The organism is Streptomyces sp. NPDC007901, from assembly GCF_042959465.1.
Classification (GTDB): Bacteria; Actinomycetota; Actinomycetes; order Streptomycetales; family Streptomycetaceae; genus Streptomyces.
Genome location: NZ_JBIBKW010000024.1, coordinates 72,566 through 98,911 on the forward strand (window position 1 = coordinate 72,566; position 26,346 = coordinate 98,911).

24 protein-coding genes are annotated in these 26,346 nt (G+C 71.9%); 10 read left to right on the forward strand and 14 right to left on the reverse strand.

The genetic code is table 11. The annotated features are described in order from the left end of the window. Positions 1–149 precede the first annotated feature (149 nt). Complete coding sequence (gene idi, locus ACFZDK_RS46570) at positions 150–743, forward strand: isopentenyl-diphosphate Delta-isomerase (protein ID WP_390982779.1); 594 nt, start codon at positions 150–152, stop codon at positions 741–743. 18 nt (positions 744–761) lie between these two features. On the opposite strand, the gene ACFZDK_RS46575 is transcribed toward idi, so the two are convergent. After that, positions 762–1,253, reverse strand: a complete 492-nt coding sequence (locus ACFZDK_RS46575) for an ATP-binding protein (RefSeq protein ID WP_390982947.1) — start codon at positions 1,251–1,253, stop codon at positions 762–764. 248 nt (positions 1,254–1,501) lie between these two features. Here ACFZDK_RS46575 and ACFZDK_RS46580 point away from each other — a divergent pair, with 248 nt between their 5' ends. Further along, the gene (locus ACFZDK_RS46580; protein ID WP_390982782.1) at positions 1,502–2,257 is read left to right on the forward strand and encodes an enoyl-CoA hydratase-related protein; all 756 of its coding nucleotides are present in this window, start codon (positions 1,502–1,504) and stop codon (positions 2,255–2,257) included. On the opposite strand, the gene ACFZDK_RS46585 is transcribed toward ACFZDK_RS46580, so the two are convergent. Both ACFZDK_RS46585 and ACFZDK_RS46590 read right to left on the reverse strand, forming a co-directional pair. Continuing rightward, a complete protein-coding gene (locus ACFZDK_RS46585) occupies positions 2,229–2,879 on the reverse strand; it encodes a DJ-1/PfpI family protein (protein ID WP_390982785.1) in 651 nt (216 codons plus the stop codon). The two genes, ACFZDK_RS46580 and ACFZDK_RS46585, sit on opposite strands and share 29 nt — an antisense overlap. A 7-nt stretch (positions 2,880–2,886) precedes the next feature. Then, positions 2,887–3,858, reverse strand: a complete 972-nt coding sequence (locus ACFZDK_RS46590; RefSeq protein WP_390982788.1) for a DJ-1/PfpI family protein — start codon at positions 3,856–3,858, stop codon at positions 2,887–2,889. Positions 3,859–3,983: 125 nt separating this feature from the next. Between ACFZDK_RS46590 and ACFZDK_RS46595 the strand changes: the two genes are divergently transcribed. From ACFZDK_RS46595 to ACFZDK_RS46605, 3 genes are all read left to right on the forward strand, one after another. Then, a complete protein-coding gene (locus ACFZDK_RS46595) occupies positions 3,984–4,853 on the forward strand; it encodes a hypothetical protein (RefSeq protein WP_390982791.1) in 870 nt (289 codons plus the stop codon). 204 nt (positions 4,854–5,057) lie between these two features. Next, the gene (locus tag ACFZDK_RS46600) at positions 5,058–7,439 is read left to right on the forward strand and encodes a helix-hairpin-helix domain-containing protein (RefSeq protein WP_390982794.1); all 2,382 of its coding nucleotides are present in this window, start codon (positions 5,058–5,060) and stop codon (positions 7,437–7,439) included. Between the two features lie 138 nt (positions 7,440–7,577). Next, positions 7,578–8,168 (forward strand): DUF664 domain-containing protein, encoded by a 591-nt coding sequence (locus ACFZDK_RS46605; protein ID WP_390982797.1) that lies wholly within the window; start codon positions 7,578–7,580, stop codon positions 8,166–8,168. A gap of 241 nt (positions 8,169–8,409) precedes the next feature. Here ACFZDK_RS46605 and ACFZDK_RS46610 read toward each other — a convergent pair whose 3' ends face one another. From ACFZDK_RS46610 to ACFZDK_RS46620, 3 genes are all read right to left on the reverse strand, one after another. Then, positions 8,410–8,898 carry a DUF1003 domain-containing protein gene (locus ACFZDK_RS46610; protein WP_390982800.1) on the reverse strand — a complete coding sequence of 163 codons (489 nt, stop codon included), beginning with the start codon at positions 8,896–8,898 and terminating at the stop codon, positions 8,410–8,412. Positions 8,899–9,036: 138 nt separating this feature from the next. Next, positions 9,037–10,677 (reverse strand): ATP-binding cassette domain-containing protein, encoded by a 1,641-nt coding sequence (locus ACFZDK_RS46615; protein ID WP_390982803.1) that lies wholly within the window; start codon positions 10,675–10,677, stop codon positions 9,037–9,039. Between the two features lie 56 nt (positions 10,678–10,733). Continuing rightward, on the reverse strand, positions 10,734–11,756 hold the full coding sequence (locus ACFZDK_RS46620; protein ID WP_390982806.1) for an oxidoreductase: 1,023 nt from the start codon (positions 11,754–11,756) through the stop codon (positions 10,734–10,736). A 65-nt stretch (positions 11,757–11,821) separates the two neighbouring features. Between ACFZDK_RS46620 and ACFZDK_RS46625 the strand changes: the two genes are divergently transcribed. Beyond that, complete coding sequence (locus tag ACFZDK_RS46625) at positions 11,822–12,781, forward strand: FAD-dependent oxidoreductase (protein ID WP_390982809.1); 960 nt, start codon at positions 11,822–11,824, stop codon at positions 12,779–12,781. A gap of 7 nt (positions 12,782–12,788) precedes the next feature. On the opposite strand, the gene ACFZDK_RS46630 is transcribed toward ACFZDK_RS46625, so the two are convergent. Beyond that, the gene (locus tag ACFZDK_RS46630) at positions 12,789–14,747 is read right to left on the reverse strand and encodes a Xaa-Pro dipeptidyl-peptidase (protein WP_390982812.1); all 1,959 of its coding nucleotides are present in this window, start codon (positions 14,745–14,747) and stop codon (positions 12,789–12,791) included. A 224-nt stretch (positions 14,748–14,971) separates the two neighbouring features. Here ACFZDK_RS46630 and ACFZDK_RS46635 point away from each other — a divergent pair, with 224 nt between their 5' ends. Beyond that, complete coding sequence (locus ACFZDK_RS46635; RefSeq protein WP_390982815.1) at positions 14,972–16,441, forward strand: M1 family aminopeptidase; 1,470 nt, start codon at positions 14,972–14,974, stop codon at positions 16,439–16,441. A 93-nt stretch (positions 16,442–16,534) separates the two neighbouring features. Here the strand turns inward: ACFZDK_RS46635 and ACFZDK_RS46640 are convergent, their stop codons facing one another. The 4 genes from ACFZDK_RS46640 to ACFZDK_RS46655 form a co-directional block, all read right to left on the reverse strand. After that, entirely contained in the window at positions 16,535–17,593 is a 1,059-nt protein-coding gene (locus tag ACFZDK_RS46640) for an AraC family transcriptional regulator ligand-binding domain-containing protein (RefSeq protein ID WP_390982818.1), read from the reverse strand. Positions 17,594–17,654: 61 nt separating this feature from the next. Then, positions 17,655–19,082, reverse strand: a complete 1,428-nt coding sequence (locus ACFZDK_RS46645; RefSeq protein WP_390982821.1) for an aldehyde dehydrogenase family protein — start codon at positions 19,080–19,082, stop codon at positions 17,655–17,657. After that, entirely contained in the window at positions 19,079–19,957 is an 879-nt protein-coding gene (locus ACFZDK_RS46650; RefSeq protein WP_390982824.1) for an SDR family NAD(P)-dependent oxidoreductase, read from the reverse strand. The genes ACFZDK_RS46645 and ACFZDK_RS46650 overlap by 4 nt, the downstream gene beginning before the upstream one ends. Beyond that, positions 19,954–21,300, reverse strand: a complete 1,347-nt coding sequence (locus ACFZDK_RS46655; protein ID WP_390982828.1) for an NAD(P)-binding domain-containing protein — start codon at positions 21,298–21,300, stop codon at positions 19,954–19,956. The genes ACFZDK_RS46650 and ACFZDK_RS46655 overlap by 4 nt, the downstream gene beginning before the upstream one ends. 338 nt (positions 21,301–21,638) lie before the next feature. Here ACFZDK_RS46655 and ACFZDK_RS46660 point away from each other — a divergent pair, with 338 nt between their 5' ends. Continuing rightward, positions 21,639–22,805 carry an MFS transporter gene (locus tag ACFZDK_RS46660; RefSeq protein ID WP_390982831.1) on the forward strand — a complete coding sequence of 389 codons (1,167 nt, stop codon included), beginning with the start codon at positions 21,639–21,641 and terminating at the stop codon, positions 22,803–22,805. Here ACFZDK_RS46660 and ACFZDK_RS46665 read toward each other — a convergent pair. Further along, positions 22,771–23,259 carry a macro domain-containing protein gene (locus ACFZDK_RS46665; RefSeq protein WP_390982834.1) on the reverse strand — a complete coding sequence of 163 codons (489 nt, stop codon included), beginning with the start codon at positions 23,257–23,259 and terminating at the stop codon, positions 22,771–22,773. The genes ACFZDK_RS46660 and ACFZDK_RS46665 overlap by 35 nt on opposite strands. Positions 23,260–23,301: 42 nt before the next feature. Then, positions 23,302–23,445, reverse strand: a complete 144-nt coding sequence (locus tag ACFZDK_RS46670; protein WP_390982837.1) for a hypothetical protein — start codon at positions 23,443–23,445, stop codon at positions 23,302–23,304. A 264-nt stretch (positions 23,446–23,709) separates the two neighbouring features. Between ACFZDK_RS46670 and ACFZDK_RS46675 the strand changes: the two genes are divergently transcribed. Continuing rightward, on the forward strand, positions 23,710–24,435 hold the full coding sequence (locus ACFZDK_RS46675; protein ID WP_390982840.1) for a MerR family transcriptional regulator: 726 nt from the start codon (positions 23,710–23,712) through the stop codon (positions 24,433–24,435). Here ACFZDK_RS46675 and ACFZDK_RS46680 read toward each other — a convergent pair. Continuing rightward, entirely contained in the window at positions 24,412–25,137 is a 726-nt protein-coding gene (locus ACFZDK_RS46680) for an SDR family NAD(P)-dependent oxidoreductase (RefSeq protein WP_390982843.1), read from the reverse strand. The genes ACFZDK_RS46675 and ACFZDK_RS46680 overlap by 24 nt on opposite strands. Positions 25,138–25,273: 136 nt before the next feature. Between ACFZDK_RS46680 and ACFZDK_RS46685 the strand changes: the two genes are divergently transcribed. After that, positions 25,274–26,329: an ABC transporter permease gene (locus ACFZDK_RS46685; RefSeq protein WP_390982846.1), complete on the forward strand. Its 1,056-nt coding sequence runs from the start codon at positions 25,274–25,276 to the stop codon at positions 26,327–26,329. Positions 26,330–26,346: the final 17 nt, after the last annotated feature.

A 26,346-nucleotide genomic window follows, 5' to 3' on the forward strand; every position in this document is an offset into this window, starting at 1 on the left:
GTGTTCGAGGCCCCCGAGCGGTTCCCGTTCGTACCCGTAGGGCACGATCAACTACCGGGTCCCTCTTCCGGCGTGCCCGTGCCGGGAAGTGCCGGGAGTGTCGGATTCGTACGGCAGACTTGGTGCGAAGACCGAGGCGAAGGATGGGTATGCCGATCACACCTGCCACCGCGACGCACAGCACGTCGGAGGGCACCGCAGACGCGATTTTGCTTGAACTCGTCGACGAGAAGGGTGTGACCATCGGGACCGCGGAGAAGCTGGCCGCGCATCAGCCACCCGGGCAGCTGCACCGGGCGTTCTCCGTCTTCCTCTTCGACGAACACGGCCGGCTGCTGCTCCAGCAGCGGGCACTGGGCAAGTACCACTCCCCCGGTGTGTGGTCCAACACCTGCTGCGGTCACCCCTACCCTGGTGAGGCCCCCTTCGCGGCGGCGGCCCGCCGCACCTTCGAGGAGCTGGGGGTCTCCCCCTCGCTGCTCGCCGAGGCCGGCACGGTCCGCTACAACCACCCGGACCCGGCCTCCGGCCTGGTCGAGCAGGAGTTCAACCACCTGTTCGTCGGCATGGTGCAGGCGCCGCTCGCGCCGGACCCGGAGGAGGTGGAGGCGACCGCCTTCGTGACGGCCGCCGAGCTGTCCGAGCGGCACGCCCGGGACGCCTTCTCCTCCTGGTTCATGACCGTGCTGGACGCGGCCCGTCCGGCGGTCAGGGAGCTGACGGGCGCGTCCGCGGGCTGGTGAGAATCCTCACCCGGCCCCTCAGGGCAGCACCGCGGGTTTGAGCGGCAGGGCGGCCCAGATCACCTTGCCGCCACTCGACGTGTGCTCCACGTCCACGACCCCGCCCGCCTCCCGGGCCACCTCCCGGACGAGCAGCAACCCCCGGCCGCCGAGCTGGCCGTGGTCGGCCTCCAGGGCGGTCGGGCGGTAGGGGTGGTTGTCCTCCACCGACACCCGCACCCACTCGGCGCCGACGGCGACCTCGACGGCGAGCACCGGCGACAGCAGCGCCGCGTGCTTGACCGCGTTGGTGACCAGCTCCGAGACGATCAGCAACAGCCCGTACCCCAGGTCGTCCGAGATCGGGACGCCCTGGCGCTGGAGCAGGTCCCGTACGGCGCGCCGCGCCTGCGGGACCGAGGCGTCCACGGCGGCGGCGGTGAACCGCCAGACTCCTTCGTACGGCAGCGGATCCGGCGGCGCGCCGCCCGCCTCTGGACGCGGGTCGTGCCCGCGCCCGTGGTTCTCCATCGTCCGGTCGCCACCCTCGCGCTCGATTGTCACCACACGTCGAGTGTTGGTAACGACCCGCGCCGCTCCGGATGACTGAACACAAGTCAGCTACTATCGAGCGGATCTGACCGTTGGCGTATGACAACGTCACGTGAGGGACCGATCCTGTCCCTGCAAAAGCCGACTTCGCGAACTATTCGGGTTGTACTGCAACCCCGCCGGGGGTGCGGGGAACTCCCTCCCGGACGCGGATACCATCCCGCATCATGGAGCCTCGCCTCACCCACCGGGTCGAAGACGCCGTTGCCACCGTGGTCATGGGCAACGCCGCCAAACGCAACGCGATGACCGCGGCGATGTGGCGAGCCCTCCCGCCCCTCCTCGACGAGCTGTCCGCCGACCCCGCCGTACGGACCCTCGTGCTGACCGGCGAAGGGGACACCTTCTGCGCCGGCGCCGACATCTCCACCCTCCGGGACTCCCCCGCCGAGGCGCAGCACCTCGCCGGCGCCGCCGAGGAGGCGCTCGCCGCGTTCCCCAAGCCGACGCTCGCGGCGGTGCGCGGCCACTGTGTCGGCGGCGGCTCGCAGCTCGCCGCCGCCTGCGATCTGCGGTTCGCCGAGGAGGGCGCGCTGTTCGGGGTGACACCGGCCAAGCTCGGCATCGTCTACCCGGCCTCCTCCACCCGGCGCCTGGTCTCCCTCGTCGGCCCCGCCACCACCAAGTACCTGCTCTTCTCGGGCGAGTTGATCGACGCGCAGCGGGCGCTGCGCACCGGCCTGGTCGACGAGGTGCTGCCCGAGGGCGAGCTGGACAAGCGGGTGGCCGAGTTCACCCGGACCCTGGTGGCGCGCTCCCAGCTGACGCAGGCCGCCGCGAAGGAGTTCGCGAACGGCCGCACCGACCGGGACGCCCACTGGAGCGAGCAGGCGCGGGGCAGCGGCGACACCGCCGAGGGCGTCGCCGCGTTCCTGGAGCGCCGTCGGCCGCGGTTCAGCTGGGCTGTTCCCGGCCGAGGATGAACCGGCTCGACGAGCGGAGCAGGCCGACGACCTCGGCGGGCGCCTTCTCGGGGGATCCCGCGTCGTAGGGCGGCTGCGGGTCGTACTCGATGCCCAGCTGTACGGCCTGGGCGACGACGTCCCCGGCGATCCGGCCGATCAGGGTGAGCCCCATGTCGATGCCGGAGGAGACACCGGCCGCGGTGACGTACTTGCCGTCGAGGACGACCCGCTCCCCCGTCGGCTCCGCGCCGAACCTCCGCAGCTCGTCGAGGGCCAGCCAGTGCGAGGTCGCGCGGCGCCCGGCGAGGAGCCCGGCGGCGGCGAGCAGCAGGGAGCCGGTGCACACCGAGGTGGTCCAGGTGCTGGTGGCGTCGGCGGCACGGATCCACTCCAGGAGGGCCTGGTTCTCCATCTGCGGGGTCTGTCCGGGGCCGCCCGGGACGACCACGACATCGGGGCCGGGCACCTCGGCGAAGGTCTTCTCGGCGGTCAGCGCGAGGTTGCCGTTGTCCGTGCGGACCGGGCCGGCCCGCTCGGCGACGAAGACGAGCTCGGCGTCCGGGAGACGGCCCAGGGTCTCGTAGGGTCCTACGGCGTCCAGGGCGGTGAAGCGGTCGTAGAGGACGATCGCGATCTGCATGGCTCTCCTAACCGGGTTGGCTGACGGGGGCCGGGCGGAACCTGCGCCGGTACTCGGCGGGGGTCGCGCCCAGGGCCTTGAGAAAGGCGCGGCGCATCGCCTCGGGCGTGCCGTAGCCGCTGGCGCGGGAGACCGCCTCGACGCCGTCGCCGGTGTCCTCCAGGAGCCGGCGGGCGTGCTCCAGCCGGACCCGGTCGACATAGCGGCCGGGGGTCGTCCCGGTCTCGGCCTGGAAGGCACGGGCGAAGTGGCGGGGCGAGAGGGCGGCACGGGCGGCCAGGGCCTCGACGCCGAGGTCGCCCTCCGGGTGCTCGGTGATCCACTGCTGGACTTCCCGGAGCGGCTCGCGCCGCGCGGTCTGGGCGGCGAGCTGGGCGCTGAACTGGGCCTGGTTGCCGGGCCGGCGCAGGAACACCACCAGGTGCCGGGCGACGGTGAGCGCGACGGCCCGGCCCAGGTCCTCCTCGACGAGGGCGAGCGACAGGTCGATGCCCGAGGTGACGCCGGCCGAGGTGGAGATCTGCCCGTCCCGGACGTAGATCGGGTCGGGGTCGACCTCGACGGCCGGGTGGTCACGGGCGAGCTTGTCGCAGTACGCCCAGTGGGTGGTCGCCCGGTGGCCGTCGAGCAGTCCGGCCTCGGCGAGCAGGATGGCGCCCGTGCAGACGGAGACGAGCCGTCCGGCGCGCGGCCCGTGCACCCGCAGCCACTCCACCAGTTCCGGGTCGGGGCGCCGGGTGCCCTGCCCGCCGGGGACGAGCAGCGTGTGCGGCTCGGGTGCCGCTTCGGTCAGCGCCGCGTCCGGTACGACGGTGAGCCCGCTGGAGGTGCGCACGGGTGCGCCGTCCAGGGAGGCCGTACGGATGCGGTAGCTGCCCGGGGTCTGGGTCTCGGCGCCCGTGAACACCTCCACGGGGCCGGTGACGTCGAGGCTCTGGACGCCGTCGAAGAGGACGACGAGGACGGTTCGCTGCGCCATGCCGTCGATTCTTCGCGGGCCGCCCGATGGCCGCAACGACGAGTTCCCCACCTTTTCTGCCATGACTTCCGCCCTGACGGGCCGAGCCCTGGAGGACGTACCGACCAGTCAGTAACCTGTTCGCCATGACTACCGCCGCCCTGGAGCCGCGCGCCGGCCGCCGCTGCCACACCATGCTCAACTCGCTGCACGCGACCCACTTCTTCAGCCCCGAGCTGGCCGAGGAGCTGGCCGCGCTCGGGGTCACCCATCCGCGCGCCGTCAACTTCGCGGTGCGGGCGGCCGCGCTGGGGCCGGTCGGGCCGGGCACGGTGACGGCGACGTTCTACAACTACAAGTACGAGCTGGTGGCCCGGCACGTACCGGCGGTCTGGGAGATCGCCGCCCCCGAGGACGTCCTCGCCGCGCGCCTGCGTGCCGTCGACGCGTCGCTGCGACGGCTGCTCGGCGCCGACGCGGTGGTCTCCGACGGGATGGCCGAGGCCGCGCGGCTCGCGCTGCGCGCCACCGAGGCGTGCTCCCGCTCGGGCCGCCCGCTGTACGCGGCCCACGCGGACCTGCCGGCGCCAAAGCAGCCGCACCTCGCCTACTGGTACGCGGGCACGCTGCTGCGCGAGCACCGCGGCGACGGCCATCTCGCGGCGCTGCTCGCGGCCGGGCTCGACGGTCTGGAGGCGGTGGTGACCCACACGGCGACCGGCAAGGGCATGAACCCGAAGTGGGTCTTCGCCACGCGCGGCTGGAGCCAGGACGACTGGGACGCGGCGGTACGACGGCTGCGCGAGCGCGGCATCCTCGATGCGGCGGGCGAGCTGACGGAGGCGGGGGTGGCCCTGCGGGCCCACGTCGAGTCGGAGACCGACCGCCTGGACCGCGCCCCCTACGAACACCTCGGCCCCGAGGCCGTGACCCGACTCACCGAACTGGCGGCCGGTTTCACGGGTGCGGCGGTGGCCACGGGAGCGTTTCCCGCGGACCTGATCGGAAAGGGCTGACGGGGGCGTTCGGGGCACGGGCCGGATCGGCACCGCCGGACAGCGTCGTCGTGGTCCCCGCAGCGCGGTGGGAGAGCCACGGGTTCGGGGGCGGGGCGGGTTTTGTGGGGAGTCCGTGTCGTGGAGGGGCGCCCTGCGGCCCGGTTGTCGGTGTCACCTGCCACAATTGCCGCGCAACCTCAGTGGAGAAGGCGGTACGGGATCGTGACGACACCCGGGTCCCTGGTTCCAGGGTCCATCGAAGGCAGGATCGCCGAGGAGCTCGGCGTACGGGAGCGGCAGGTCAAGGCTGCCGTGGAGCTGCTCGACGGCGGTTCGACGGTGCCCTTCATCGCCCGCTACCGCAAGGAAGCGACCGAGATGCTCGACGACGCGCAACTGCGCACGCTCGAGGAACGGCTGCGCTACCTGCGGGAGCTGGAGGAGCGGCGGACGGCGATCCTGGAGTCGGTGCGCGAGCAGGGCAAGCTCACCGACGAGCTGGAGGCACAGATCCGGGGCGCGGAGACCAAAGCGCGCCTGGAGGACATCTACCTGCCGTACAAGCCGAAGCGGCGGACCAAGGCGCAGATCGCGCGGGAGGCCGGCCTCGAACCGCTGGCCGAGGGACTGCTCGGCGACCCGACGGTGGAACCGCTGGCCGCGGCCGCCGCGTTCGTGGACGCCGACAAGGGCGTCGCCGATCCGCAGGCCGCCCTGGACGGCGCCCGCGCGATCCTCACCGAGCGCTTCTCGGAGGACGCGGACCTGATCGGCGAGCTGCGTGAGCGCATGTGGGTGCGCGGCCGGCTCGCCGCGAAGGTGCGGGACGGCAAGGAGGAGGCGGGCGCGAAGTTCGCCGACTACTTCGAGTTCGCCGAGCCGTTCACCGACCTGCCCTCGCACCGCATCCTCGCGATGCTGCGCGGCGAGAAGGAGGAGATCCTCGACCTCGTCCTGGAGCCGGAGGAGCCGACGGAGGGGCCGTCCTCGTTCGAGGGCATCATCGCCCACAAGTTCGAGATCACCGACCGGGGGCGGGCCGCCGACAAGTGGCTGTCGGACACGGTCCGCTGGGCCTGGCGCACCCGCATCCTCGTCCACCTCGGCATCGACCTGCGGCTGCGGCTGCGCACGGCCGCCGAGGACGAGGCGGTCAACGTCTTCGCGGCGAACCTGCGCGACCTGCTGCTCGCCGCCCCGGCCGGCACCCGCGCCACGCTGGGCCTGGACCCCGGCTTCCGCACCGGCGTGAAGGTCGCCGTGGTCGACGCGACCGGCAAGGTCGTCGCCACCGACGTCATCTACCCGCACGTCCCGGCGAACAAGTGGGACGAGGCGATCGCCAAGCTGGCCCGCCTGGCCAAGGAGCACGCGGTCGACCTGGTCGCGATCGGCAACGGCACGGCGTCCCGCGAGACCGACAAGCTCGCGGGTGAACTCATCACCAAGCACCCCGAGTTGAAGCTCACCAAGGTGATGGTGTCCGAGGCCGGCGCCTCCGTGTACTCGGCGTCCGCCTTCGCCTCCCAGGAGCTGCCCGACATGGACGTGTCGCTGCGCGGCGCGGTCTCCATCGCGCGGCGGCTCCAGGACCCCCTGGCCGAGCTGGTGAAGATCGACCCCAAGTCGATCGGTGTCGGCCAGTACCAGCACGACCTCTCCGAGGTGAAGCTGTCGCGCTCGCTGGACGCGGTGGTCGAGGACTGTGTGAACGGTGTCGGGGTGGACGTCAACACCGCCTCCGCTCCGCTGCTCGCCCGGGTCTCCGGCATCACCTCCGGGCTCGCCGAGAACATCGTGGCCCACCGCGACGCCAACGGCCCGTTCACCTCCCGCGGCCAGCTGAAGAACGTGGCCCGGCTCGGCCCGAAGGCGTACGAGCAGTGCGCGGGCTTCCTCCGCATCCGCGGCGGCGAGGACCCGCTGGACGCGTCGAGTGTCCACCCGGAGGCGTACCCCGTCGTCCGGCGGATGGTGAAGACGTCCGGGCAGGAGGTGGCCGCGCTCGTCGGCAACACGGGTGTGCTGCGCTCGCTGCGGCCGGCGGACTTCGTGGACGAGACGTTCGGTCTGCCGACGGTCACCGACATCCTCAAGGAACTGGAGAAGCCGGGGCGCGACCCGCGTCCGGCCTTCAAGACGGCGACCTTCAAGGAGGGCGTCGAGAAGCTCTCCGACCTGTCGTCCGGGATGGTCCTGGAGGGGGTCGTCACCAACGTGGCGGCGTTCGGCGCGTTCGTCGACATCGGTGTGCACCAGGACGGCCTCGTGCATGTCTCCGCGATGTCCAGGACGTTCGTCAAGGACCCGCGGGACGTCGTGAAGCCGGGTGACATCGTCAAGGTGAAGGTCCTCGACATCGACATCCCGCGCAAGCGGATCTCGCTGACGCTGCGGCTGGACGACGAGGCGGCGGCGCCGGCCTCCGGCGGTGAGCGCCGACCGCAGCGGGGCGGCGGTGGACGTCCGCCTCAGCAGCGGCAACAGCAGCAGCGCCAGGGGGGCGGCGCACGTCAGGCGGCCGCGCCGCCGCCGGCGAACAGTGCGATGGCTGACGCGTTGCGCCGGGCCGGGTTGCTGGACGGGAAGAACGGGAAGCGCTGACGACAGCTAGAGGAGGTCGTGGGGAGCTGCGGGGCCGTTGTGGCTGGTCGCGCAGTTCCCCACGCCCCTCACGGGGCGCGTTGACCCGGGGCCCCTTAATGGGGTGGACGAAGATCCATGGGTCCGGAGACTGGGCTCATGACGACATCCGACTTCAAGGCCGATCTCCAGACCTACCTCCAGGACGCCCGTGCCGTGCTGGTGTGGAAGCTGGAGGGGCTGTCCGAGTACGACATACGACGGCCGCTGACTCCCACGGGTACGAATCTGCTCGGCCTGGTCAAACATCTCGCCGGGGCCGAGGCCTGGTACTTCGGGGCGACCTTCGGGCGGCCCTTCGCCGGGACCGCCCTGTGGATCACCGGGGATGCGGAGCCCAACGCGGACCTGTGGGCGCGCGCCGACGAGACGCGCGAGGAGACGGTCGGGCTGTACCGGCGGGCCTGCGCCCACGCGGACGAGACGATCGGCGCGCTGCCTCTGGACGCGGTCGGGCAGCTGCCCGGTGACCGGCCGAAGGAGATCACCCTGCACCGCGTCCTCACCCACATGGTCGCGGAGACCCAACGGCACGCCGGTCACGCCGACATCGTGCGCGAACTCGTCGACGGGGCGACCGGACAGCGGGCGAGCGGCGCCAACATGGCCCCCGGCGACGCGACGGCCTGGGCCGAGCACCGGGACCGGGTGGAGCGGGCGGCCACGGAGGCCGGGCGGCGCGGACGGTGAACGGGAGACGACGAGGGCCTGTGGACTCCCACGACCGACGAGGATGTGGTCGGGGCGCAGCGCCAGGGTGTCGGTGGGTTGCTCGGCGGCACCGAGCGGTGCCCGCTCGCCGGGGTCGGCGGGGTGGCGCAGCAGGACACGCCGAGCAGTGTGCCGCACGGGCCGGGCGGCAGCGCGGTGGCGGCGGGGCCTCGACGAGGAGTGGCGTCCCGTCGGTCCCAGCTCCGGGCCCGCCGACGGATCACTTGCCTTCGGGCGGCTGGGGGGTGGCGTTCGTCGCGGTGCCGTTCATCCGGGCGCGGTTCTCCGCGAGCAACTCCTGGACGCGCCGCTCCACTTCGACGGGGTCGACGCCGAGGGCACGGCCCATGTGGATGGACCACACCTCCGAGCGCACGTTGGTCTCGAAGTCCAGGTCGGCGCGGACGTTCTCGCGGGCGGCCTGGCGGTTCTGGCTCACCATCACGAAGGTGGACAGGAAGATCGCCTCCAGGCTGACGATCATGGTGAGCAGTCCGAAGGGGTACGGGTCCCAGATCGCGCCCTCGCCGAACACGCCCTCGTTGCAGACGATCCAGACCGTGAACCACAGGGCGTGCAGGTACACGAAGGTCATGGTTCCGGCGAAGGCGGTGATCGCGTCCGCGATGCGGTCCTGGGTGCCGCGCAGTTGTACGAGGACGTCCTGTTCGTTCACGATCCGCAAGGCCGGGCGCTTCGGTGTGCCCATGGTCCCTCCCTGCCGTTGTCCGACGGTGATCGCAGCGTACGGGGAGGGCGCCGTGGAGGGTGCCTCGACGGGTTGTGTGGCGGGTGCGGGTTCGTTGTGGCTGAGCGCGCAGTTCCCCGCGCCCCTGACGGGGCGCTTTCAGCGTTCCGTGACTTTGCCTGCCGCTACCTCCAGGCGGCGGGTGACGTGGATGGCGTCGAGCATGCGGCGGTCGTGGGTGACGAGGAGGAGGGTTCCCTCGTAGGCGTCGAGGGCCGACTCGAGTTGTTCGATGGCGGGCAGGTCGAGGTGGTTGGTCGGCTCGTCCAGGACGAGGAGGTTGACGCCGCGGCCCTGGAGGAGGGCGAGGGCGGCGCGGGTGCGTTCGCCCGGGGAGAGGGTGGTCGCCGACCGGAGTACGTGGTCCTGTTTGAGGCCGAACTTGGCCAGCAGGGTGCGGACTTCGACCGGCTCGGTGTCCGGTACGGCCGCGCAGAAGGCGTCCAGCAGGGATTCCGTGCCGTGGAACAGCTTGCGGGCCTGGTCGACCTCGCCGACCAGTACACCGGGGCCGAGGGCCGCGTGCCCGGCGTCCAGCGGCAGCCGGCCCAGCAGGGCGGCGAGCAGGGTGGACTTGCCCGCGCCGTTGGCGCCGGTCACCGCGACCCGGTCCGCCCAGTCGATCTGGAGGGAGACCGGCCCGAAGGTGAAGTCACCGCGCCGGACCTCGGCGTCCCGCAGGGTGGCGACGACGGCGCCGGAGCGCGGGGCCGCCGCGATCTCCATGCGCAGCTCCCACTCCTTGCGAGGCTCCTCGACGACGTCCAGGCGCTCGATCATGCGCTGGGTCTGGCGGGCCTTCGCGGCCTGCTTCTCACTGGCCTCGCTGCGGAACTTGCGGCCGATCTTGTCGTTGTCGTTGGACGCCTTGCGCCGGGCGTTCTTGACGCCCTTGTCCATCCAGGAGCGCTGCATCTGCGCGCGGTCCTGGAGGGCGGCGCGCTTGTCGGCGTACTCCTCGTAGTCCTCGCGGGCGTGCCGGCGGCCCACGTCGCGTTCCTCCAGGTAGGCCTCGTAGCCGCCGCCGTAGAGGTTGATCTGCCCCTGGGCCAGGTCGAGTTCGAGGACCTTGGTGACCGTGCGGGTGAGGAACTCGCGGTCGTGGCTGACGACGACCGTGCCGGCACGGAGGCCGGTCACGAACCGTTCGAGGCGTTCCAGGCCGTCGAGGTCCAGGTCGTTGGTCGGCTCGTCGAGGAGGAAGACGTCGTAGCGGGAGAGGAGGAGGGAGGCGAGGCCGGCGCGGGCGGCCTGGCCGCCGGAGAGGGAGGTCATCGGCTGGTCGAGGTCGACGGCCAGGCCGAGGGAGTCGGCGGTCTCCTCGGCGCGTTCCTCCAGGTCGGCGCCGCCGAGGTCGAGCCAGCGCTCCAGAGCGGTGGCGTACGCGTCGTCGGCCCCCGGCGCCCCGTCGACCAGGGCCTGGGTCGCCTCGTCCATCACGCGCTGGGCCTCGGCGACGCCGGTGCGCCGGGCGAGGAAGGCGCGGACGGTCTCCCCCGGCCGCCGTTCCGGTTCCTGGGGCAGGTGGCCGACGCTGGCGGTCGGCGGGGAGAGCCGCAGTTCGCCCTGCTCGGGGGCGGTGAGCCCGGCGAGCAGCCGGAGCAGGGTGGACTTGCCCGCGCCGTTGGCACCGACCAGACCGATCACGTCTCCGGGCGCGACGACGAGGTCGAGCCCGGAGAAGAGCGAGCGGTCGCCGTGCCCGGCGGCGAGGTTCTTGGCGACGAGGGTGGCAGTCATCAGAACGCCGATCCTAGTGTGCCGGGCGGGGCGCCCTCAGCCCGGTTTCGCCCCGGTCAGCGCGCCATCGCCTGCACGAGGACGCTGCCGGAGGTCCGGGCCACGACATAGGACGCGCCCTTGACCGCCCGGCCGTCGAGGGGGATGCGGTGGCTGCCGGGTTCGAGGACGCCGTCGAAGAGCTCGTGGGTGCGGGGCCGGGACAGCCGGTCGAGGCGGTACGCGGTGAGCCGTACCCGGCAGGGCGAGGTGACCTCGACGCCGGCCGTGCCGTCGGTGGCGACCAGGCGGGTCAGCCGGCGCTGCGGGAGCGGGCTGCGGTCCAGGGCGTGCTCGATCTGGGCGACGAGGAGGGGGACGATCGGGGCGAGTCCCTCGACGTAGGTGGCCTCCACGCCCGCCCGCGCGAACGCCTCGCGGACGGCGGCCCGCTCGGCCTCGCCGACCGCGGGGCCGAAGGCGACGGCTCCGTAGCCGCGCAGTTCCTCGGCGGGGACGCCGTCGGCGTCGCGGGTGATGTCGGCGCCGATGCCGATGGTGCGCAGGGCGGCGGCCAGCTTGGCGAGGAGGGCGACGCGGGCGCCGATCAGCAGGACCCGGCGGGCGGGCGCGGGACCGGAGTCCGCCAGGAGGGCGCCGAGCGCCTCGCGGTACTCGGGCCCGTGGAAGCGGAACGGACCGATGCCGTGGTAGCCGTTGAGCTCCAGGTCGGCGTGCTCGGCGGTCTGCCAGGCGAAGTCGCGCCAGATGTAGTCGTCGCCGTCGTGTTCGATGACCGCGGTGACCGCGCCGCAGGCCAGGTCCTCGCACTCGGGGCAGCCGTAGATGACGTACCGGTCGTCGGGCAGGGGGGCGTCGGACTCCAGTAACAGGCTGCGGACCTGGGCGGTGAAGATCGCGGGTGGGACGTCGGAGGCGAGGGGGGAGACGGCGTCCAGGTCGGAGAGCTGGAACAGCAGCGGACGTCCGTCGACGAGGAAGTCCACGAAGTCCCGGTGGACCTGGTAGCCGCCGTCGGCGCGGACACCGCCGGCGCGCATCGCCGGGGCCAGGCCGAAGGTCGCGTATGCGGCAGACATGCTGTGAGTATCCCCAGAGCGGGACGATCTGAGCGCGGCATGACATATTCCGCTAACGTCCCGGCATGGGCAGTGACCGGAGTGACGAGGTGATCGTGGTCGGCGCCGGGGTGGTCGGGCTGGCCACGGCGGTGGTGCTGGCCGAGGCCGGGCGCCGGGTGCGGGTGTGGGCGCGGGAGACCGGCGGGCGTACGACCTCGGCGGTCGCCGGTGCGCTGTGGTGGCCGTACCGCATCGAACCGGAGGCGTCGGTCGGGGAATGGGCGCTCACCTCGCTCGCCGTGTACGGGGAGCTGGCGGACCGGCCGGAGGAGACGGGCGTACGCCTGGTCGAGGGCGTACACGGCGGACTGCGGCTGGACGGGCTGGGTCCGTGGGCGGCCCGGGTGCCGGGGCTGGCCGAGACGGGGGAAGGTCTCTCGGCGCGGCTGCCGTTGATCGACATGCCGGTCCATCTGGCCTGGTTGCGTGAGCGGTTGGGCAAGGCGGGCGGGACGGTCGAGGAGCGGGTGGTGAGCGGGCTGGCCGAGGTGCCCGCGCCGGTCGTGGTCAACTGCACCGGGCTCGGGGCCCGTTCGCTCGTGCCGGATCCGGCGGTGCGTCCGGTGCGCGGGCAGCTGGTCGTGGTGGAGAACCCGGGGATCACCACCTGGTACACGTCCGAGGAGGAGGACGAGGGGGAGGACGAAGGGGGCGCCTCCGCCTACTTCTTCCCGCAGCCCGGCGGTCTGCTGCTCGGGGGTACGGCTCAGGAGGACGCCTGGTCCCTGGAGCCGGATCCGGACATCGCGGCGGGGATCGTGGCGCGTTGTGCGGCGGTGCGGCCGGAGATCGCGGGGGCGCGGGTGCTGGGGCACCGGGTGGGGCTGCGGCCGGTCCGGGACGCGGTGCGCATCGCGCGTGAGGTCCGGCCGGACGGCGGGGTGCTGGTGCACAACTACGGGCACGGCGGGGCCGGTGTCACGGTGGCCTGGGGGTGTGCCCGGGAGGCGGCCGGGCTGGTGGATCCGGGCCCGGCCGCCTGAGGGAGGGTCAGCTCGCGGGGACGCGCTGGACGGCGCGCGGGGTACGGACCCCGTCCAGGGAGTTCGCCCGGGGGGCTGTCCAGGTGCTGCCGGAGGTGGCCCGGTCGAACGCGGCGGCGCCGCCGACCAGCGGGACCCGGGCCGCCGTACGGGACAGGTCCAGGGTGAGCGTCGGGGTGGTGGACGGCGGATCGATGAGGTCCTTGTCCGTGCCCGCGACGATCAGGGCCAGGCGGTGCCCCTTGGGGACGACGTGGTCGGTGGCGGCCAGGTCGAGGGTGATCGTGTAGGCCTTGCCCGGGGTGAGCGGGACGCCCTTGCCGGGGTCGGCGTAGGTGCCGAGGTCGGCCCAGCCGCGGCTGAAGACGGTGTAGCCGACGGCCTTGGTCCTGGCCTCGGTCTTCTTGAAGCAGGCGCTGTCACCTGCCGTGCTCTCGCCCCAGCAGGTGCGGTCGGCGAGGGTGGTGATGCCCTCGGCGTCGTCCGCGTAGTCCCGGATGGTGTCCGGGCCGAGGTCGACCAGGACGGCGGTCAGGTGGGCCGTCGAGGTGGTCGGGGTGGCGGTGACGGTGACCTTGGAGGAGCCGGACAGGCGCAGGTCGTGGGTGAGCGGCGCGGTGAGGAAGCCGGCCTTGTCCGCGGTCGGGGTGGCGAGTTGGGCCGCCCAGTCCGTCTCGCTCTGCTTCGGGTCGTCGGTGAAGGTCTCGGTGCCCGAGCCGCGGCGCAGGCCGAGGGTGCCGACGCCGGCCTCGGTGCCGGTGGCCGGGCGCAGGGTGGTGGTCCGGGTGCCGCTCGGCGGCCAGACGGCGGAGGTCACCCACTGGTCGGGGTGGCGCTCGACGTCGGCCATCGGCTCGCGGTCGATGCCGTTGTCGTAGCCGAGGAGTTCATGGTCGAACCAGCGGTGCAGGGTGTCGACCCAGGCGCCGCGCCGGTAGTCGAAGGGGTCGACGTGTCCGGTCTGGGAGAGCCAGATCTTGCGCTCGACGCCGTTCTTGGCGAGGGCGTCCCACCACTGGCCGAAGTGCTTGGTGCGGACGTTGAGGTCCTGCATGCCGTGCACGAGGAACACGCTGGCCTTCACCTTGGCCGCGTCCTTGACGTAGTCCCGCTCGGTCCACAGACCGGTCCAGTCACCGCTGCGCGGGGCGCCGTCGATCAGTTTCTGCTGGACGGCACCGCATTTGGCGTAGGCCGCGTCGCTCTCCACGGCGCCGGCCAGCCAGTCCGGCCCGGAGTCGTACAGCGGGGCGCCCTGGGCGAAGTAGTAGTCGTACCAGGAGGAGATGGCGCTGATCGGGACGATGGTCTTCAGGCCCTTGACGCCGGTGGCGGCGACGCCGTTGGCGATGGTGCCGTCCCAGCTCTTGCCGATCATCCCGGTCCTGCCGTTGGTCCAGCTCGCCTTGACCGCGGTGGTTCCGGTGCGGCTGCTGTACGCCTTGGCGCGGCCGTTCAGCCAGTCGACGACGGCCTTCGCGGACTGGATGTCGGAGCGGCCGCCGACGTCGACGCAGCCGTCGGAGCGGTTGGTGCCGGCCAGGTCCACGCCGACGAAGGCGTAGCCGCGGGGCACGAAGTAGTTGTCGTAGAACAGCGGCATCTGGACGACGTTACCGGCGGCGTCGTACGTCTTGAGCTGGCTCTCGTTGCCCCGGCCGCAGCACGAGTAGTAGGGGCTGGCGTCCATGATGACGGGCACCTTGTGGCCCTGCGCGGCGGGTTCGGCGGGCCGGACGATGTCGGCGGCGACCCGGTCGGTCTTCCCGTCGCCGTCGGAGTCGAGCCCGGTGTCCACCCAGACGGCCTCGCGGATGGCGTTCGCGTACGAGTAGACGGGCCGGCTCTCGCGCGGGGCGCCGCCGGCGGCCTGGGCCGCGGCCGGGCTGAGGAAGGCGGCCATCAGGGTGGCGACGGCGGCGAGGACGAGCGGTCTCCAGATCGTGAAGCGCGTGCGTTTCGGCATGCGGCGGACGCTACCCCGGTCAACTCCCGTACAGAAGGGGGCACCTGAGGGACACGCGGAGCTGATTGCGGCCGAATGGCGATCGTGTGACAGCAGGGGCCGTGGACAGGTAGAGGGACACAGGGACTGAATAGGCTCCGAACAGTTTGGTGCTCCATCGACTTGGCGTTCCCCGTCGCGGTGTGGCGGGTGCGTCTCGGCCCCCCTACCGATCTGGAGTTCTCTTGCACCGCAGAATCCTCGCGCCGGGTGTCCTCGCGGCGGCCTCCCTGCTGCTGGCGATCCCGGCGTCGGCCGCGAGCCACAGCCCCGGCGCGCCGGGCATCGGCGACCCCTACTACCCGGACTACGGCAACGGCGGCTACAACGTCTCGCACTACGACCTCCGGCTGCAGTACCAGCCCGCGACCGACGAACTGTCGGGCACGGCGACGATCCTGGCGCGGACCACGGAGGACCTGTCCAGCTTCGACCTGGACTTCCTGCTGGACGTCAGCGAGGTGCGGGTCAACGGGACGACGGCCGGTTTCGCCACCTCCGGTCAGCACGAACTGGTCGTCACGCCGAAGACCCCGCTGGCGAAGGGCACGCCGATCACCGTCGTCGTCCGCTACAGCGGGGTGCCGTCGACGAAGAGCGCGTACGGCTTCACCACCTGGCACCGCACCCCCGACGGGGCGGTCGCGGCGGACGAGCCGGAAGCCGCGTGGTGGTGGTTCCCGAGCAACGACCACCCGCTGGACAAGGCGACGTACGACGTCTCGGTGGCCGTGCCGGACGGCACCCAGGTCATCTCCAACGGGCTGCTCCAGTCGACGAGTTCGAAGCTCGGCTGGACCCGCTGGAACTGGCGGCAGAACAAGCCGCAGGCGACCTATCTGGCCACTCTCGCGGTCGGGAGGTTCGACATCACGACGAGCACCTCCGAGGGCGGGGTGCCGGTCGTCAACGCCTACAGCAAGGACCTCGGCGACAACGACGGGGCGGCGCGGGCGAGCGTGGAGCGGACCGGGGAGCTCGTCGACTGGCTGAGCGGCTATTTCGGGCCGTATCCCTTCAGCTCGGCCGGCGGGTACGTGCCGAACACCACCACCGGGTACGCGCTGGAGACGCAGACCCGCGTGTACTACAGCCCCAAGCAGTTCGCCAACGGCTCCAACACGTCGGTGGTCGTGCACGAGCTGGCGCACCAGTGGTACGGCGACGACGTCTCCCTCAAGGGCTGGAAGGACATCTGGCTCAACGAGGGGTTCGCGCGGTACGCGCAGTGGCTGTGGTCGGAGCACGAGGGCGAGGGCACGACGCAGGAACTCGCCGACTACGTGTACGCGTCGCATCCGGCCGACGACGCGTTCTGGACGGTCAAGCCGGGGGACCCGGGGCCGGACGACCAGTTCGACATCGCCGTGTACGACCGGGGGGCGCTGGCCGTGCAGGCGCTGCGGAACGCGGTCGGTGACGACGCGTTCTTCGCGATTCTGAAGGGGTGGCCCAAGGAGCATGCGTATGGCAATGCTTCGGTGAGCGACTTCGAGGAGTACGCCGAGAAGGTGTCCGGCAAGTCGCTGTCGGCCTTGTTCGACGCGTGGCTGTTCCAGCCGTCGAAGCCGGTGGCGCCTGCGGCGAAGGCATTGGGTGCCGTTGCTCAGCCGAAGTCCTGGAAGAAGATCGAGGCTACGAACGACGTGCACTAAGCGTCTGCCGGGTTCGGTGGTGGGGGGCTGCGAGTCCGTTGGGGCTGGTCGCGCCCACGCGGCGGAGCCGCAGATCGAACACGGCCCCGCGCCCTACGGGGCGCTGAGGAACCCTTCGCGTAGTTGCAGCGGCGCCATGCCGTGCCATCTGCGGACTGCCCTCCGAAGGGCTCTCTCGTCGGAGAAGCCGGCCTGGCGGGCCACCTCTCGGAGGGTCAGGTGAGGACGGTGCAGGAGTTGTTCGACGCGTTCGCGGCGGACACCCTCGACGATCGCCTCGTAGGAGGTGCCGCAGTCGGCCAGGCGGCGGCGCAGGGTGCGTTCGCTCGACGCGTGTGTGCGGGCCTGTTCGGAGAAGGAGGGGACGACCGGGAGGCTCTGCGCGACGGAGATCTCCAGTACTTCCAGGAGGTCCTGCTGCCGGCGCCGCGAGGCCATCTGCGCTTCGAGCAGTTCGAGCGTCGAGGCGTAGGTGACGGGATCGCGGCCCGGCATCGGCCGGTTGATCCATGCCTGCGGCACCACCATCCGGTTGCGGGAGGCGCCGAAGTGCAGGGGGCAGCGGAAGAGGTCGCGGAACGGCTGGACGTCCTGCGGAGCGGGGAAGGCGAAGTGGATCTCCTGGGGTGCGAGGCCGGCGCCGGCGGCGAGGCGGCCGAGGGTGACGACGCTGGAGAACGCCTCCTCGACGAGGAAGACGGCGACGTTCGGGTCGACCACCGGATCCGGGAGGTCGGCCCGCACCACGTAGTCGGGGCCCTCCCGGCCGGCCGACCAGACCGTCATGGCCCCGGACAGGTTCTGGAAGCGCACGCCCGTCTCGATGGCCATCTGGAGTGTGTCGCTGGCGAGCATGGCGAAGCCCGCGAGACCGATGGCGGTGAGGTGCTGTGCTGCTCCTACCCGCAGGCCCAGGTTCTCGTCCCCGGTGAGTTCGACGGCGCGTCGGATGACGGCACTGCCCTGGCGGTAGGAGACGCGCAGGGCCGCCGATCGCAGCAGGGTCTCGGTGAGACCGACCTGTGTCAGTTCCGGCCGCAGGTCGACGCCGTACTCCCTGGAGATCTGGCTGAGGTAGCGCAGGATGCCCGGGGCGATCGTCGCCGACGTGCTGCGTGTGGTGCCGTTCTCCGGACGGGGTGCCTCGGGCATGGCTTCTCTCCAGGGCCGTACTGGCGACCACTTTAGGCATTCGCGTCCGGTTTCGGCCGTACTAGCGGGTGCGGATCCATACCGTCTTCTCCCTGGTCCACTGGGCGAAGGCGTCGGTGGATCGCTCCGCCCCGCCGAATCCGGACTGCTTCCAGCCGCCGAAGGGGGAGGTGATGTCGCCCTCGCTGTAGGCGTTGACGGAGACCACCCCGGCCTGGATGCCGCGGGCGAGGCGGAAGGCGGTGTCGAGGTCGTGGGTCCATATGGAGGCGGCGAGGCCGTAAGGGGTGGCGTTCGCCGTCCGGATCGCTTCCTGCTCGGAGGCGAAGGTCTGGACGGTGACCACGGGTCCGAACAGTTCTTCGGTGAGGACTCTGCTGCCGTCGGGAGCGCCGACGACCACGGTGGGCGGGTAGTAGGCGCCGTGCGGGTGCAGGCCTCCTGGCAGCCCGGCGGTGTGTGCCACGGCTCCGGCGCCGACCGCCTCGTCCACTGCGCCGGCGACCCGGTCTCGTGCCGCGATGCTGATCAGCGGTCCCGTCCGGGTGTCCGGCTTGGCGGGGTCACCGATGACCAGGGCCCCGGCGGCGGCCGTGAACCGCGTGACGACCTGGGCGGCGATGTCCTCGTGGACCAGGATCCGGGAGCCGGCCGTGCAGTTCTGGCCCATCGTCAGGAACGCGGCGTCGATCATGTCGTCGATGAGTTCCACGCCGAAGTCGAGCGCGTCCGGCATCAGGACCTGGGGGCTCTTGCCGCCCATCTCCAGGGAGACCCGTTTGAAGTTGGTCTCCGCGGCATCGGCCAGGATCCGCCGTCCGGTCGACGTCGAACCCGTGAACGACAGTGCGCCGACCCCGGGGTGGCGGGCGAGCCCCCGGCCGGCTTCCGTGCCGTAGCCGGGCAGGACGGTGAGCGTGCTGTCCGGCAGACCCGCCTCCGTCGCCAGCCGAGCCACGTGGAGGACCGAGCGGGGTGTCGCCTCGGCGGGCTTGAGCAGCAGGCTGTTGCCCGCGGCGAGGGCGGGGCCGATCTTCCAGGCGGCCATGGCGAGCGGGTAGTTCCAGGGGAGGATCGCGGCGGCCACCCCGACGGGTTCCCGGCTCATCAGGCCGAAGTGGTCGGGGCCGGTGGGGGCGACGCGGCCGAAGACCTTGTCGGCCGCCTCCGCGAACCAGCGGATCGACTCGATCGCGCCGGGCACGTCACCGGTGCGGCACTCCGTGATGGGTTTGCCCGCGTCCTCGCAGTCCAGGCGGGCCAGGATCTCGGCGTCGCGTTCCATCAGGTCGGCGAGGCGCAGCAGCACCGCGGCCCGCTCCCGAGGCGGCAGGCCCGACCACACCCCGCTGTCGAAGACGCCGTGGGCCCGCTCCACGGCTGCGTCCACCTCGTCCACGGTGGCGGCAGGCAGGGTGTCGAGCGTCTCTCCGGTGGCCGGGTTGACGACCCTGAGCAGGCGGTCGTTCGTGTCCGTGGTCACGGTCATGCCTCCTTCACCAGTTCCCAGCGGCCGTCGACGTGCCGGGCCAGTCCTCTGCGACGCAGGTCCTCCAGGTACCTGGCCAGGCCGCGCTCGCCGCGCTTGCGGAAGAGCGGAAGGAGCCTGGGGAGGAGGTTCGGCACCAGCATCGAGAAGCGGACCAGGCGTGATTCGCCGGCGCGTGGATACGCTTCGAGCCGCGGTCGCTCCAGCAGGCTCACCACTGCGGCGACGACGTCGGACGGCTGCTGCGGCGGGTCCTGGAACTGCAGGGAGTTGCCGCCGTCGACGGCCTCCTGGCGCAGCATCTGGGTGTCGGTGGCCGACGGCAGGACGGAGCCGACTCGGATGCCCTTGTCGCCCAGGTCGAGCGCGATGGACAGCATGGCGCCGCGCAGCCCGAACTTCGACGCCGCGTAGATGGGGGTCTCGCCCTGGGGGAAGATGCCTGCGAGGGACACCGTGGTGATGACTCGGGGGTCCGCGGAGGCCCTCAGCAGGGGGATGGCGAGCCGGGTCGCGACGAGCGGGGAGACCAGGTTCAGGTCGATCTCCCGCTCGATGGTCTCCACCGCGCGCACGTCGAATCGCTCGCTGCTGGTCATTCCGACGTTGTTGACCAGCACGTCGAGGCGGCCGAAGGCGAAGGCGACGCGCTCGAACAGGTCCGCCACCCCGGCCCGGTCCAGCAGGTCGCAGCCGAGGCCCAGGTGGCCGGCGCCGGGCAGGGTGTCCGCGACCTGGTGCGCGCGCTCACCGTCGATGTCGACGACGACGCACACGGCTCCGCCGACCGCGAACCGCCTGCACAGCGCGCTGCCGATGCCGCCCGCGCCGCCGGTCACCAGCATCACCTTGCCGGTGTAGTCGTAGCCGCTCATGCCACCGTTTCCTTGCTGCGGACGGCCGGCACGGCCGGGGGGCGTCCCTCGGCGGGCCAGCCCATGGCGGCGGCGACCTTGGTGAGGTACTTGGTGAACGCGGCGCTGTCGACGTAGCCGGTGTGGCGCGGGGAGTCCACGAACTTCAGGCCGCCGGACAGGTCCGGGCGGTCGTCCCGGATCATGCGGGCGAACCGCTCTGCGTTCGGCATGCCCCGGCGCTTGTCCTGGACGAATCCGGCGATCATCTGCGCCTGGGCGTCGAAGAGCTTGTAGGCGGCGGCGTTGGTCTCGACGAAGCCGACGCCGAACAGCCCCTCGTGCTCGCGGGAGAACGACGACAGGTACAGATCGGGGTGCTGCTCGTCGCCGAAGTAGCGCTGCGCGACGGGCACTTTGTGGACGTAGCCGGTCGCCAGCAGGATCAGGTCGAAGTCGTTGCTGCTGCCGTCGGCAAAGTGGACGGTGCGGCCCTCGGCGCGCACGATGCCGGGCCTCGCGGTGATGTCGCCGTGCTGCAGGTGGTGGAGCAGCATCGAGTTGACCGACGGATGGGTCTCGAAGAGCTTGTGGTCCGGCTTCTGCAGGCCGAGGCGCCGTGGATCACCGTTGACGATCCGCAGGAGTGTGCCGAACAGCTTCTGCTCGAGCCACTTCGGCAGCCGGGGGCCGACGCCTTCGAGGGTGTCCACCGGCCTGCCGAACAGATGCTTGGGGATGAACCAGTAGCCGCGGCGCATGCTGATCTCCGCGTGGTCGGCGGCGCGGGCCGCGTCGCAGGCGATGTCGCAGCCGGAGTTGCCCGCACCGACGACGAGGACCCGCTTGCCACGCAGTTCGTCGCTGCTGCGGTAACCGACCACGTGCCGGATCTCGCCGCCGAAGTCACCTGGGATATCGGGGATGTTGGGGTGCCACTGCGAGCCGGTGCAGACCACGACCTGCCCGTGTCGGCTGGTCGTTCCGTCGGACCGGGTGACCGTCCAGGTGCCGTCCGGGTTCTTCGCCACGTCACGGACCTCGGTGCCGAACTCGATCCGCTCCGTCAGGCCGTACGCGTCGGCGAAGGACGTCAGATACGACAGGATCTGCCGCCGGGAGGGGTAGTCGGCGAAGTGGTCGGGCATCGGCAAGCCGCCGAAGCCCGAGAGGGTCTTGCTGGAGATGAAATGGGCCGACTCGTACATAGGGCTGCCCGGGTTGTCGATGTCCCACAGACCGCCCGGACGCGTGTGACGCTCGATGTGCGTGTAGGGAAGCCCCCGCTCGCCGAGCGCCCGTGCCACTGCCAGCCCCGCAGGACCCGCACCGATGACACACGTGTCGTATTCGGACTCCTTCACGAGTCCACCTCCTCTCGTCGCCACGTTCGGCGTGAGAGGAACTTAGGCAGCGTGCAAGCGCCCGCGGACTGGCCTGTGCGGCCACAAAGGGGGCCGCAGCGGCCAGCCCGTTGACCGCCCTGGCCATACCCGCCTGGCCGCCAGGGTCCTCCGTGTGGCCGTCGGCGTCCTCCGGCGTGCCGGTCCGCCTTCCTACGGTTGCTCCAATTCGCGCACCCCGGCCCGCCCACGGTCCGTGACAGGAAGAGGCCACCATGACCGCGTCCCTCGGAGCGACGGCTCCGCCTCGGCCCGTGAGAAGAGGCCCGCTCGCAGGAGCCCGTCGGGTCACAGCCACCGTGTTCGCCGCCCAGGGCGTGGCGGTGGCCGCCGTGTCCACCACCGTGCCCGCCGTGGAGAGCCATCTGCGGCTGTCGTCCCTGGCGATGACCGCGCTCACGATCGCCCTGACGCTGGCCGCGGGCGCCGGCAGCTTCGCAGGCCTGGCCGCCGTACGCCGCTCGGGTCCCGTCGCCGTCATGCGTGCGGCGGTACTGACCGCGGCCGCGGCCCTGCTGTCTGTGGCCTGGGCGCCGGGCCGGCTCACCGCCTCGGCGGCCTATGTCCTCCTCGGGCTGGCGCTGGGCGCCATCGACGTGTCCGTCAACACCCGCGCGGCCACCCTGGAACGCCACTACGGGCGCAGCATCCTCTCCTCGTTCTACGCCGCCTGGAGCGCCGCGGGCGTGGCGGCCGCGCTGCTCACGGCGGGCGTCTCCCGGCTGGGCTGGCCGGTCCAGTACGTCCTGACCGCGCATGCCGCGCTCGTGGCCCTTCTGGCGCTGACCGTCCGGCCCCATGGTCTGGTCTCGCCACATGGCGAGGGGCCGGCACCGGCTCAGGAGGTCCTGGGCCGACGGGTGTGGGCGCGGCTCGTCCCCTTCGGTGTCGTTCTCCTCGTCGCCTACGTAGTCGACTCCACGGTCTCGGCATGGTCGACCGCCTACCTGCATCAGACCCTCGCCGCGTCCCTGGCGGCCGCGCCGCTCGCGTACGCGGCCTACCAGGCGGGCACGGTGACCGGCCGGGCGAGCGCCGACCGCATGGTCCGCCGGATCGGGCCGGTGGCGGTGGTCCGCGCCGCCACCCTGCTCGCGGCCGCCGCCCTGGCCGGTCTGGCGGCGGCCCCGAGCTGGCCGTACGCGGTCGTCGCGGCAGGCTGCGCGGGCCTGGGGACCGCTGCTCTCATCCCGTTGTGCGTCGCCTCCGCCGGCCGGCTGCGGCCCGGTGCACCCGAGACGGTGCTGGCCAGGCTCAACGTCTTCAACTACGTCGGCGTGCTCGTCGGAGCCGGTGCGAGCGGGGGCCTTGGGGCGACGGGCCACTTCCGGATCGCCTACGCCGTACCAGCTGCCCTCGCCCTGACTCTGCTGACCACGGCACGCTTCTTCCGGCCGGCCTCTGCGGGTGTGGACGCCACGGTGTCCGAACTCAACTCCCGTCCTCTCCGTGGTCGTACACCGTGACCGCGATCCCCCGCCCGACCAGCCGCTCCTTTATCAGCGGCTCGACACGGGACCACTTTCCGCCCGCCAAGCCACACCCGATGCGGGGCATGTGCACGGACGCGCCGAGTTCGATCACCTCGTCGGCCAAGTTGCCCAGCGCCGTGTCGATCGCCTCGTAGCGGACCGGCACGCCCTTGCTGCCCGTCCTGGTCCCCCGCTGGCCGATCATGTTGGCCACCCATATGTACCGCTCGACGCGCACCAGCTGCGTCGCGCCCAGGCCGAAGTCGTTGTTCGCACGGCCGCGGTGCCAGGCGCGGTACGCCTTCTCCGGCTCCGGCCAGCGGCGCGACAGCGCCAGCACGAAGCCCCTTCCCCAACCCCCCAGGTCGTTGCAGACGTGGGCGATCACCTTGACGCCCTTGCCCGACGGCACGGTGGCGTCACCCCGGATGTAAGTGATCTCCGACATGACGCCACCGTAGGCGATGCCACTGACAGTGGCTCTGACCTGCTACTTCGTGAGCTGCGACAGCTCCTTGTCGGTCTCCTGGGAGACCCGGCGGCGGACGGCGAACCAGTCGGCCACCAGCAGCGCCGCGATCACCGGGATGAGCACGGCGACGGCCTGTGCCGTGTTCACGGCGTCCTTGCTCACAGGTGGTTCCACTCTCTGGTGCGCCCGAGCGGGTCGCGCTCGGGTGTCCGGACGTACTCGGTCGGCGCGCTCGGTGGTGGGCACAGACCAAGGCGCCACCTTCCCCCGGTGACCAGGGAGCATGCGATGGCCCAGTTCACAGAGCGGCGCTTCTCACAAGGTCACGATCATGACGGACAGGCGAACATCGGCCGAACAAATGCTCACGCATCTCGCGTGAGCCCCCGGTGTCACAGTGTCGGTGTGACAGCGATACTGCTGCGCATGACGACCGACACCGACAGCGATTCCGGGGAGCCTGCGCTCACGATCGACGAGCTGGCCGCGCGGGCCGGCACCACGGTCCGCACGGTCCGGTTCTACGGCACCAAGGGGCTGCTCCCGCCGCCGGTGATCGGTCCGCGCCGGGTCGGCCACTACGGGCGGGAGCATCTGGCCCGGCTGGCGCTCATCGAGGAGCTCCAGCACCAGGGCATGACGCTGGCGGCGATCGAGCGCTATCTGAACCAGCTGCCGCCCGGCCTCAGCCACCACGACCTGGCCATCCACCGGGCCGTGGTCGCCTCCTGGGCGCCGGACACCGAGGAGACGGTGACGGCGGAGGAGCTACGGCGACGGGCCGGATGCCCCCTGGGCGCGGACGACGTCGAGCGGCTCGCGGCCATGGACGTGGTACGGCCCGACGGCGACGCCTACCGCATCGATCCAGGCCTGCTCCGGCTCGCCGTACAGCTCCTCGACGTACCGCTGTCCGAGAAGGCGATCCTCGCGGCGCGCACGGTGCTGATCGAGCACTCGCGCGCCGCCGCCCACGAGCTGTCGCAGCTGTTCCGGGCCGAGGTGGCGGAGCGGGCCGAGGAGGACGTGAAGTCCCTGTCCGCGCACATGCAGCCGCTGATCGTGCAGGCCCTGCTGACGACCTTCCAGCGGTCCCTCAGGGCCGAGGTCCACCAGTGGCTCCCGGACTCAGAGGAAGGCCGATCCTCCTGACACGTTGAGCGTCTGCCCGGTCAGGAAGCCGCTGCCCTCGTCCACCACGTACAGGAGCGTCGAGACCAGGTCGGGCGTCTCCTGGGTGCGGGGCACGACCTGCCCGGCGCGGACGGTCTCGAAGCCGCCGTCCGCGCCGACCGTGCGCTCGGCGGTCGCGGTGCGCACCATGCTGGGCGCGATCGCGTTGACGGTGATGTCGTACGGGCCCAGCGCCCCGGCCAGCGCGCGCGTGAAGCCGATCAGGCCGGCCTTGGAGGCGACGTAGGGGACCATGTCGGGCGGCGCGGTGAACACGGCCGCCGACACGATGTTGACGATCCGGCCCCAGCCGGCCGTCTTCAGGTACGGCAGCGCGGCCCGGGTGACCAGGAACGGCGCCTCCAGGTTGACGCGCATGACCCGCCGCCACTCCTCGGCGGTGGTCTCCTCGAAGGGCCGCGCCGGGTAGACGCCGGCGTTGTTGACGACGACGTGCAGGGTGCCGAACGCGTCGCTCACGTGCCGCAGTGCTGCTTGTACCTGCTCCTCGTCGGTGACATCGGCGACCAGCTCCAGATAGTCCAGGACCTTCCCGGCGGTCCCGGTCTGCGGGGCGAGGTCGAGGCCGGCCACCCGGTAGCCGCGCCCGGCGAGGGCGACGGCGAACTCCTGCCCGAGCCCTTGTGCCGCTCCGGTCACCAGTGCGGTCCGAGTCTCCATGCGGTGAGTGTGAGGACCCGTCGGGGCGGCGGGCAAGGCCTCATTCCACTCGCCGGAACGGGCCGGTTGCCGTGCCCGGCCGGGGGATCGACGCTGCAGGCCCCACCCAGCGTGAGCCGTACGGGAGCCGTGCCCGATGACCGAGACCGAGCGTGCCGTGGACGACGCCGAGCGCGGCCGTGACCAGGGCGGTGGGCCGCGCCGCCGCCCTCCCCCAGGGCCTAAGGCCTGGGGGCACCCCCATCCGGGCCGGCTGGTCCGGGACGAGCTGGGCGTGCTGCTGGTGCTGGGGTTGCTGGTCGCCGCGATCGGCATCCCGTATCCGGACTTCCTGAGCAGCGGGAACCTGCTGTCCACCGCGCACAACTCGGTCTACATCTCGCTGATGGCGTGCGGGATGGTGTTCGCGCTGTCGATGCGCGAGGTCGACCTGTCGGTGGGCGGGACGTACGCGATGGTCCTGGTGGTCGGGGCGCTGCTGGTGCGGGCCGGGGTGGAGGCCTGGCTGGCGGTGCCGGTGATGCTGGTGACCGGTGCGGTGCTGGGGGTGTTCAACGCGCTGGTGACGACGCTGCTCGCGCTGCCGTCGTTCATCGTGACGCTGGGCACGCTGATGCTGTACCGGGGTGTCGGGCTGGCGCTCGCCGACGGCAAGCAGATCACCGATCTGCCGCTGGACGACTCGTTCTTCACGTTCGCGGGCGGGGATCCGGGCGGGGTGCCGTTCGCGCTGTGGGTGCTGCTGGCGGTGGCCGTGGTGCTCGCCGTGGTGCTGTCGCGGACCCGGTTCGGGGCGCGGGTGCGGGCGATCGGCTCCAATCCGGACGCGGCCGGGTTCAGCGGGATCCCGGTGGTCCGCACCCGGGTCCAGGCCCTGGCGCTGTCCGGCCTGACCACGGCGTGCGCGGCCGCGCTGGCGCTCGCGTTCTACGGGGCAGGCGACCCGACCCTGGGCCAGGGCTACGAGTTGCAGGCCATCGCCGCCTGCATCATCGGCGGCACCCCGCTGGCCGGCGGGCGGGGTTCGGTGGTCGGTGCGGTGGCCGGGGCGATGATCCTTTCGGTCGTGGCGGCAGGGCTCGTGTTCTTCGAAGTACCCATCAACTGGACGTCGTTCGCGACCGGCGGGGTCATCCTCGTCGCGGTCGCGGCGGACAGCGCGCTGCGCCGCACGGGGCGCCGACGCAAATGAGCCCCGAGAGCCTGGGA

What these genes read in the sequence shown, in the direction of transcription:
- idi (WP_390982779.1), top strand. Translation starts at nt 150, where the DNA reads ATGCCGATCACACCTGCCACCGCGACGCACAGCACGTCGGAGGGCACC.
- ACFZDK_RS46575 (WP_390982947.1), bottom strand. Translation starts at nt 1,253, where the DNA reads ATGGAGAACCACGGGCGCGGGCACGACCCGCGTCCAGAGGCGGGCGGC.
- ACFZDK_RS46580 (WP_390982782.1), top strand. Translation starts at nt 1,502, where the DNA reads ATGGAGCCTCGCCTCACCCACCGGGTCGAAGACGCCGTTGCCACCGTG.
- ACFZDK_RS46585 (WP_390982785.1), bottom strand. Translation starts at nt 2,879, where the DNA reads ATGCAGATCGCGATCGTCCTCTACGACCGCTTCACCGCCCTGGACGCC.
- ACFZDK_RS46590 (WP_390982788.1), bottom strand. Translation starts at nt 3,858, where the DNA reads ATGGCGCAGCGAACCGTCCTCGTCGTCCTCTTCGACGGCGTCCAGAGC.
- ACFZDK_RS46595 (WP_390982791.1), top strand. Translation starts at nt 3,984, where the DNA reads ATGACTACCGCCGCCCTGGAGCCGCGCGCCGGCCGCCGCTGCCACACC.
- ACFZDK_RS46605 (WP_390982797.1), top strand. Translation starts at nt 7,578, where the DNA reads ATGACGACATCCGACTTCAAGGCCGATCTCCAGACCTACCTCCAGGAC.
- ACFZDK_RS46610 (WP_390982800.1), bottom strand. Translation starts at nt 8,898, where the DNA reads ATGGGCACACCGAAGCGCCCGGCCTTGCGGATCGTGAACGAACAGGAC.
- ACFZDK_RS46615 (WP_390982803.1), bottom strand. Translation starts at nt 10,677, where the DNA reads ATGACTGCCACCCTCGTCGCCAAGAACCTCGCCGCCGGGCACGGCGAC.
- ACFZDK_RS46620 (WP_390982806.1), bottom strand. Translation starts at nt 11,756, where the DNA reads ATGTCTGCCGCATACGCGACCTTCGGCCTGGCCCCGGCGATGCGCGCC.
- ACFZDK_RS46625 (WP_390982809.1), top strand. Translation starts at nt 11,822, where the DNA reads ATGGGCAGTGACCGGAGTGACGAGGTGATCGTGGTCGGCGCCGGGGTG.
- ACFZDK_RS46630 (WP_390982812.1), bottom strand. Translation starts at nt 14,747, where the DNA reads ATGCCGAAACGCACGCGCTTCACGATCTGGAGACCGCTCGTCCTCGCC.
- ACFZDK_RS46640 (WP_390982818.1), bottom strand. Translation starts at nt 17,593, where the DNA reads ATGCCCGAGGCACCCCGTCCGGAGAACGGCACCACACGCAGCACGTCG.
- ACFZDK_RS46645 (WP_390982821.1), bottom strand. Translation starts at nt 19,082, where the DNA reads ATGACCGTGACCACGGACACGAACGACCGCCTGCTCAGGGTCGTCAAC.
- ACFZDK_RS46650 (WP_390982824.1), bottom strand. Translation starts at nt 19,957, where the DNA reads ATGAGCGGCTACGACTACACCGGCAAGGTGATGCTGGTGACCGGCGGC.
- ACFZDK_RS46665 (WP_390982834.1), bottom strand. Translation starts at nt 23,259, where the DNA reads ATGTCGGAGATCACTTACATCCGGGGTGACGCCACCGTGCCGTCGGGC.
- ACFZDK_RS46675 (WP_390982840.1), top strand. Translation starts at nt 23,710, where the DNA reads ATGACGACCGACACCGACAGCGATTCCGGGGAGCCTGCGCTCACGATC.
- ACFZDK_RS46680 (WP_390982843.1), bottom strand. Translation starts at nt 25,137, where the DNA reads ATGGAGACTCGGACCGCACTGGTGACCGGAGCGGCACAAGGGCTCGGG.
- ACFZDK_RS46685 (WP_390982846.1), top strand. Translation starts at nt 25,274, where the DNA reads ATGACCGAGACCGAGCGTGCCGTGGACGACGCCGAGCGCGGCCGTGAC.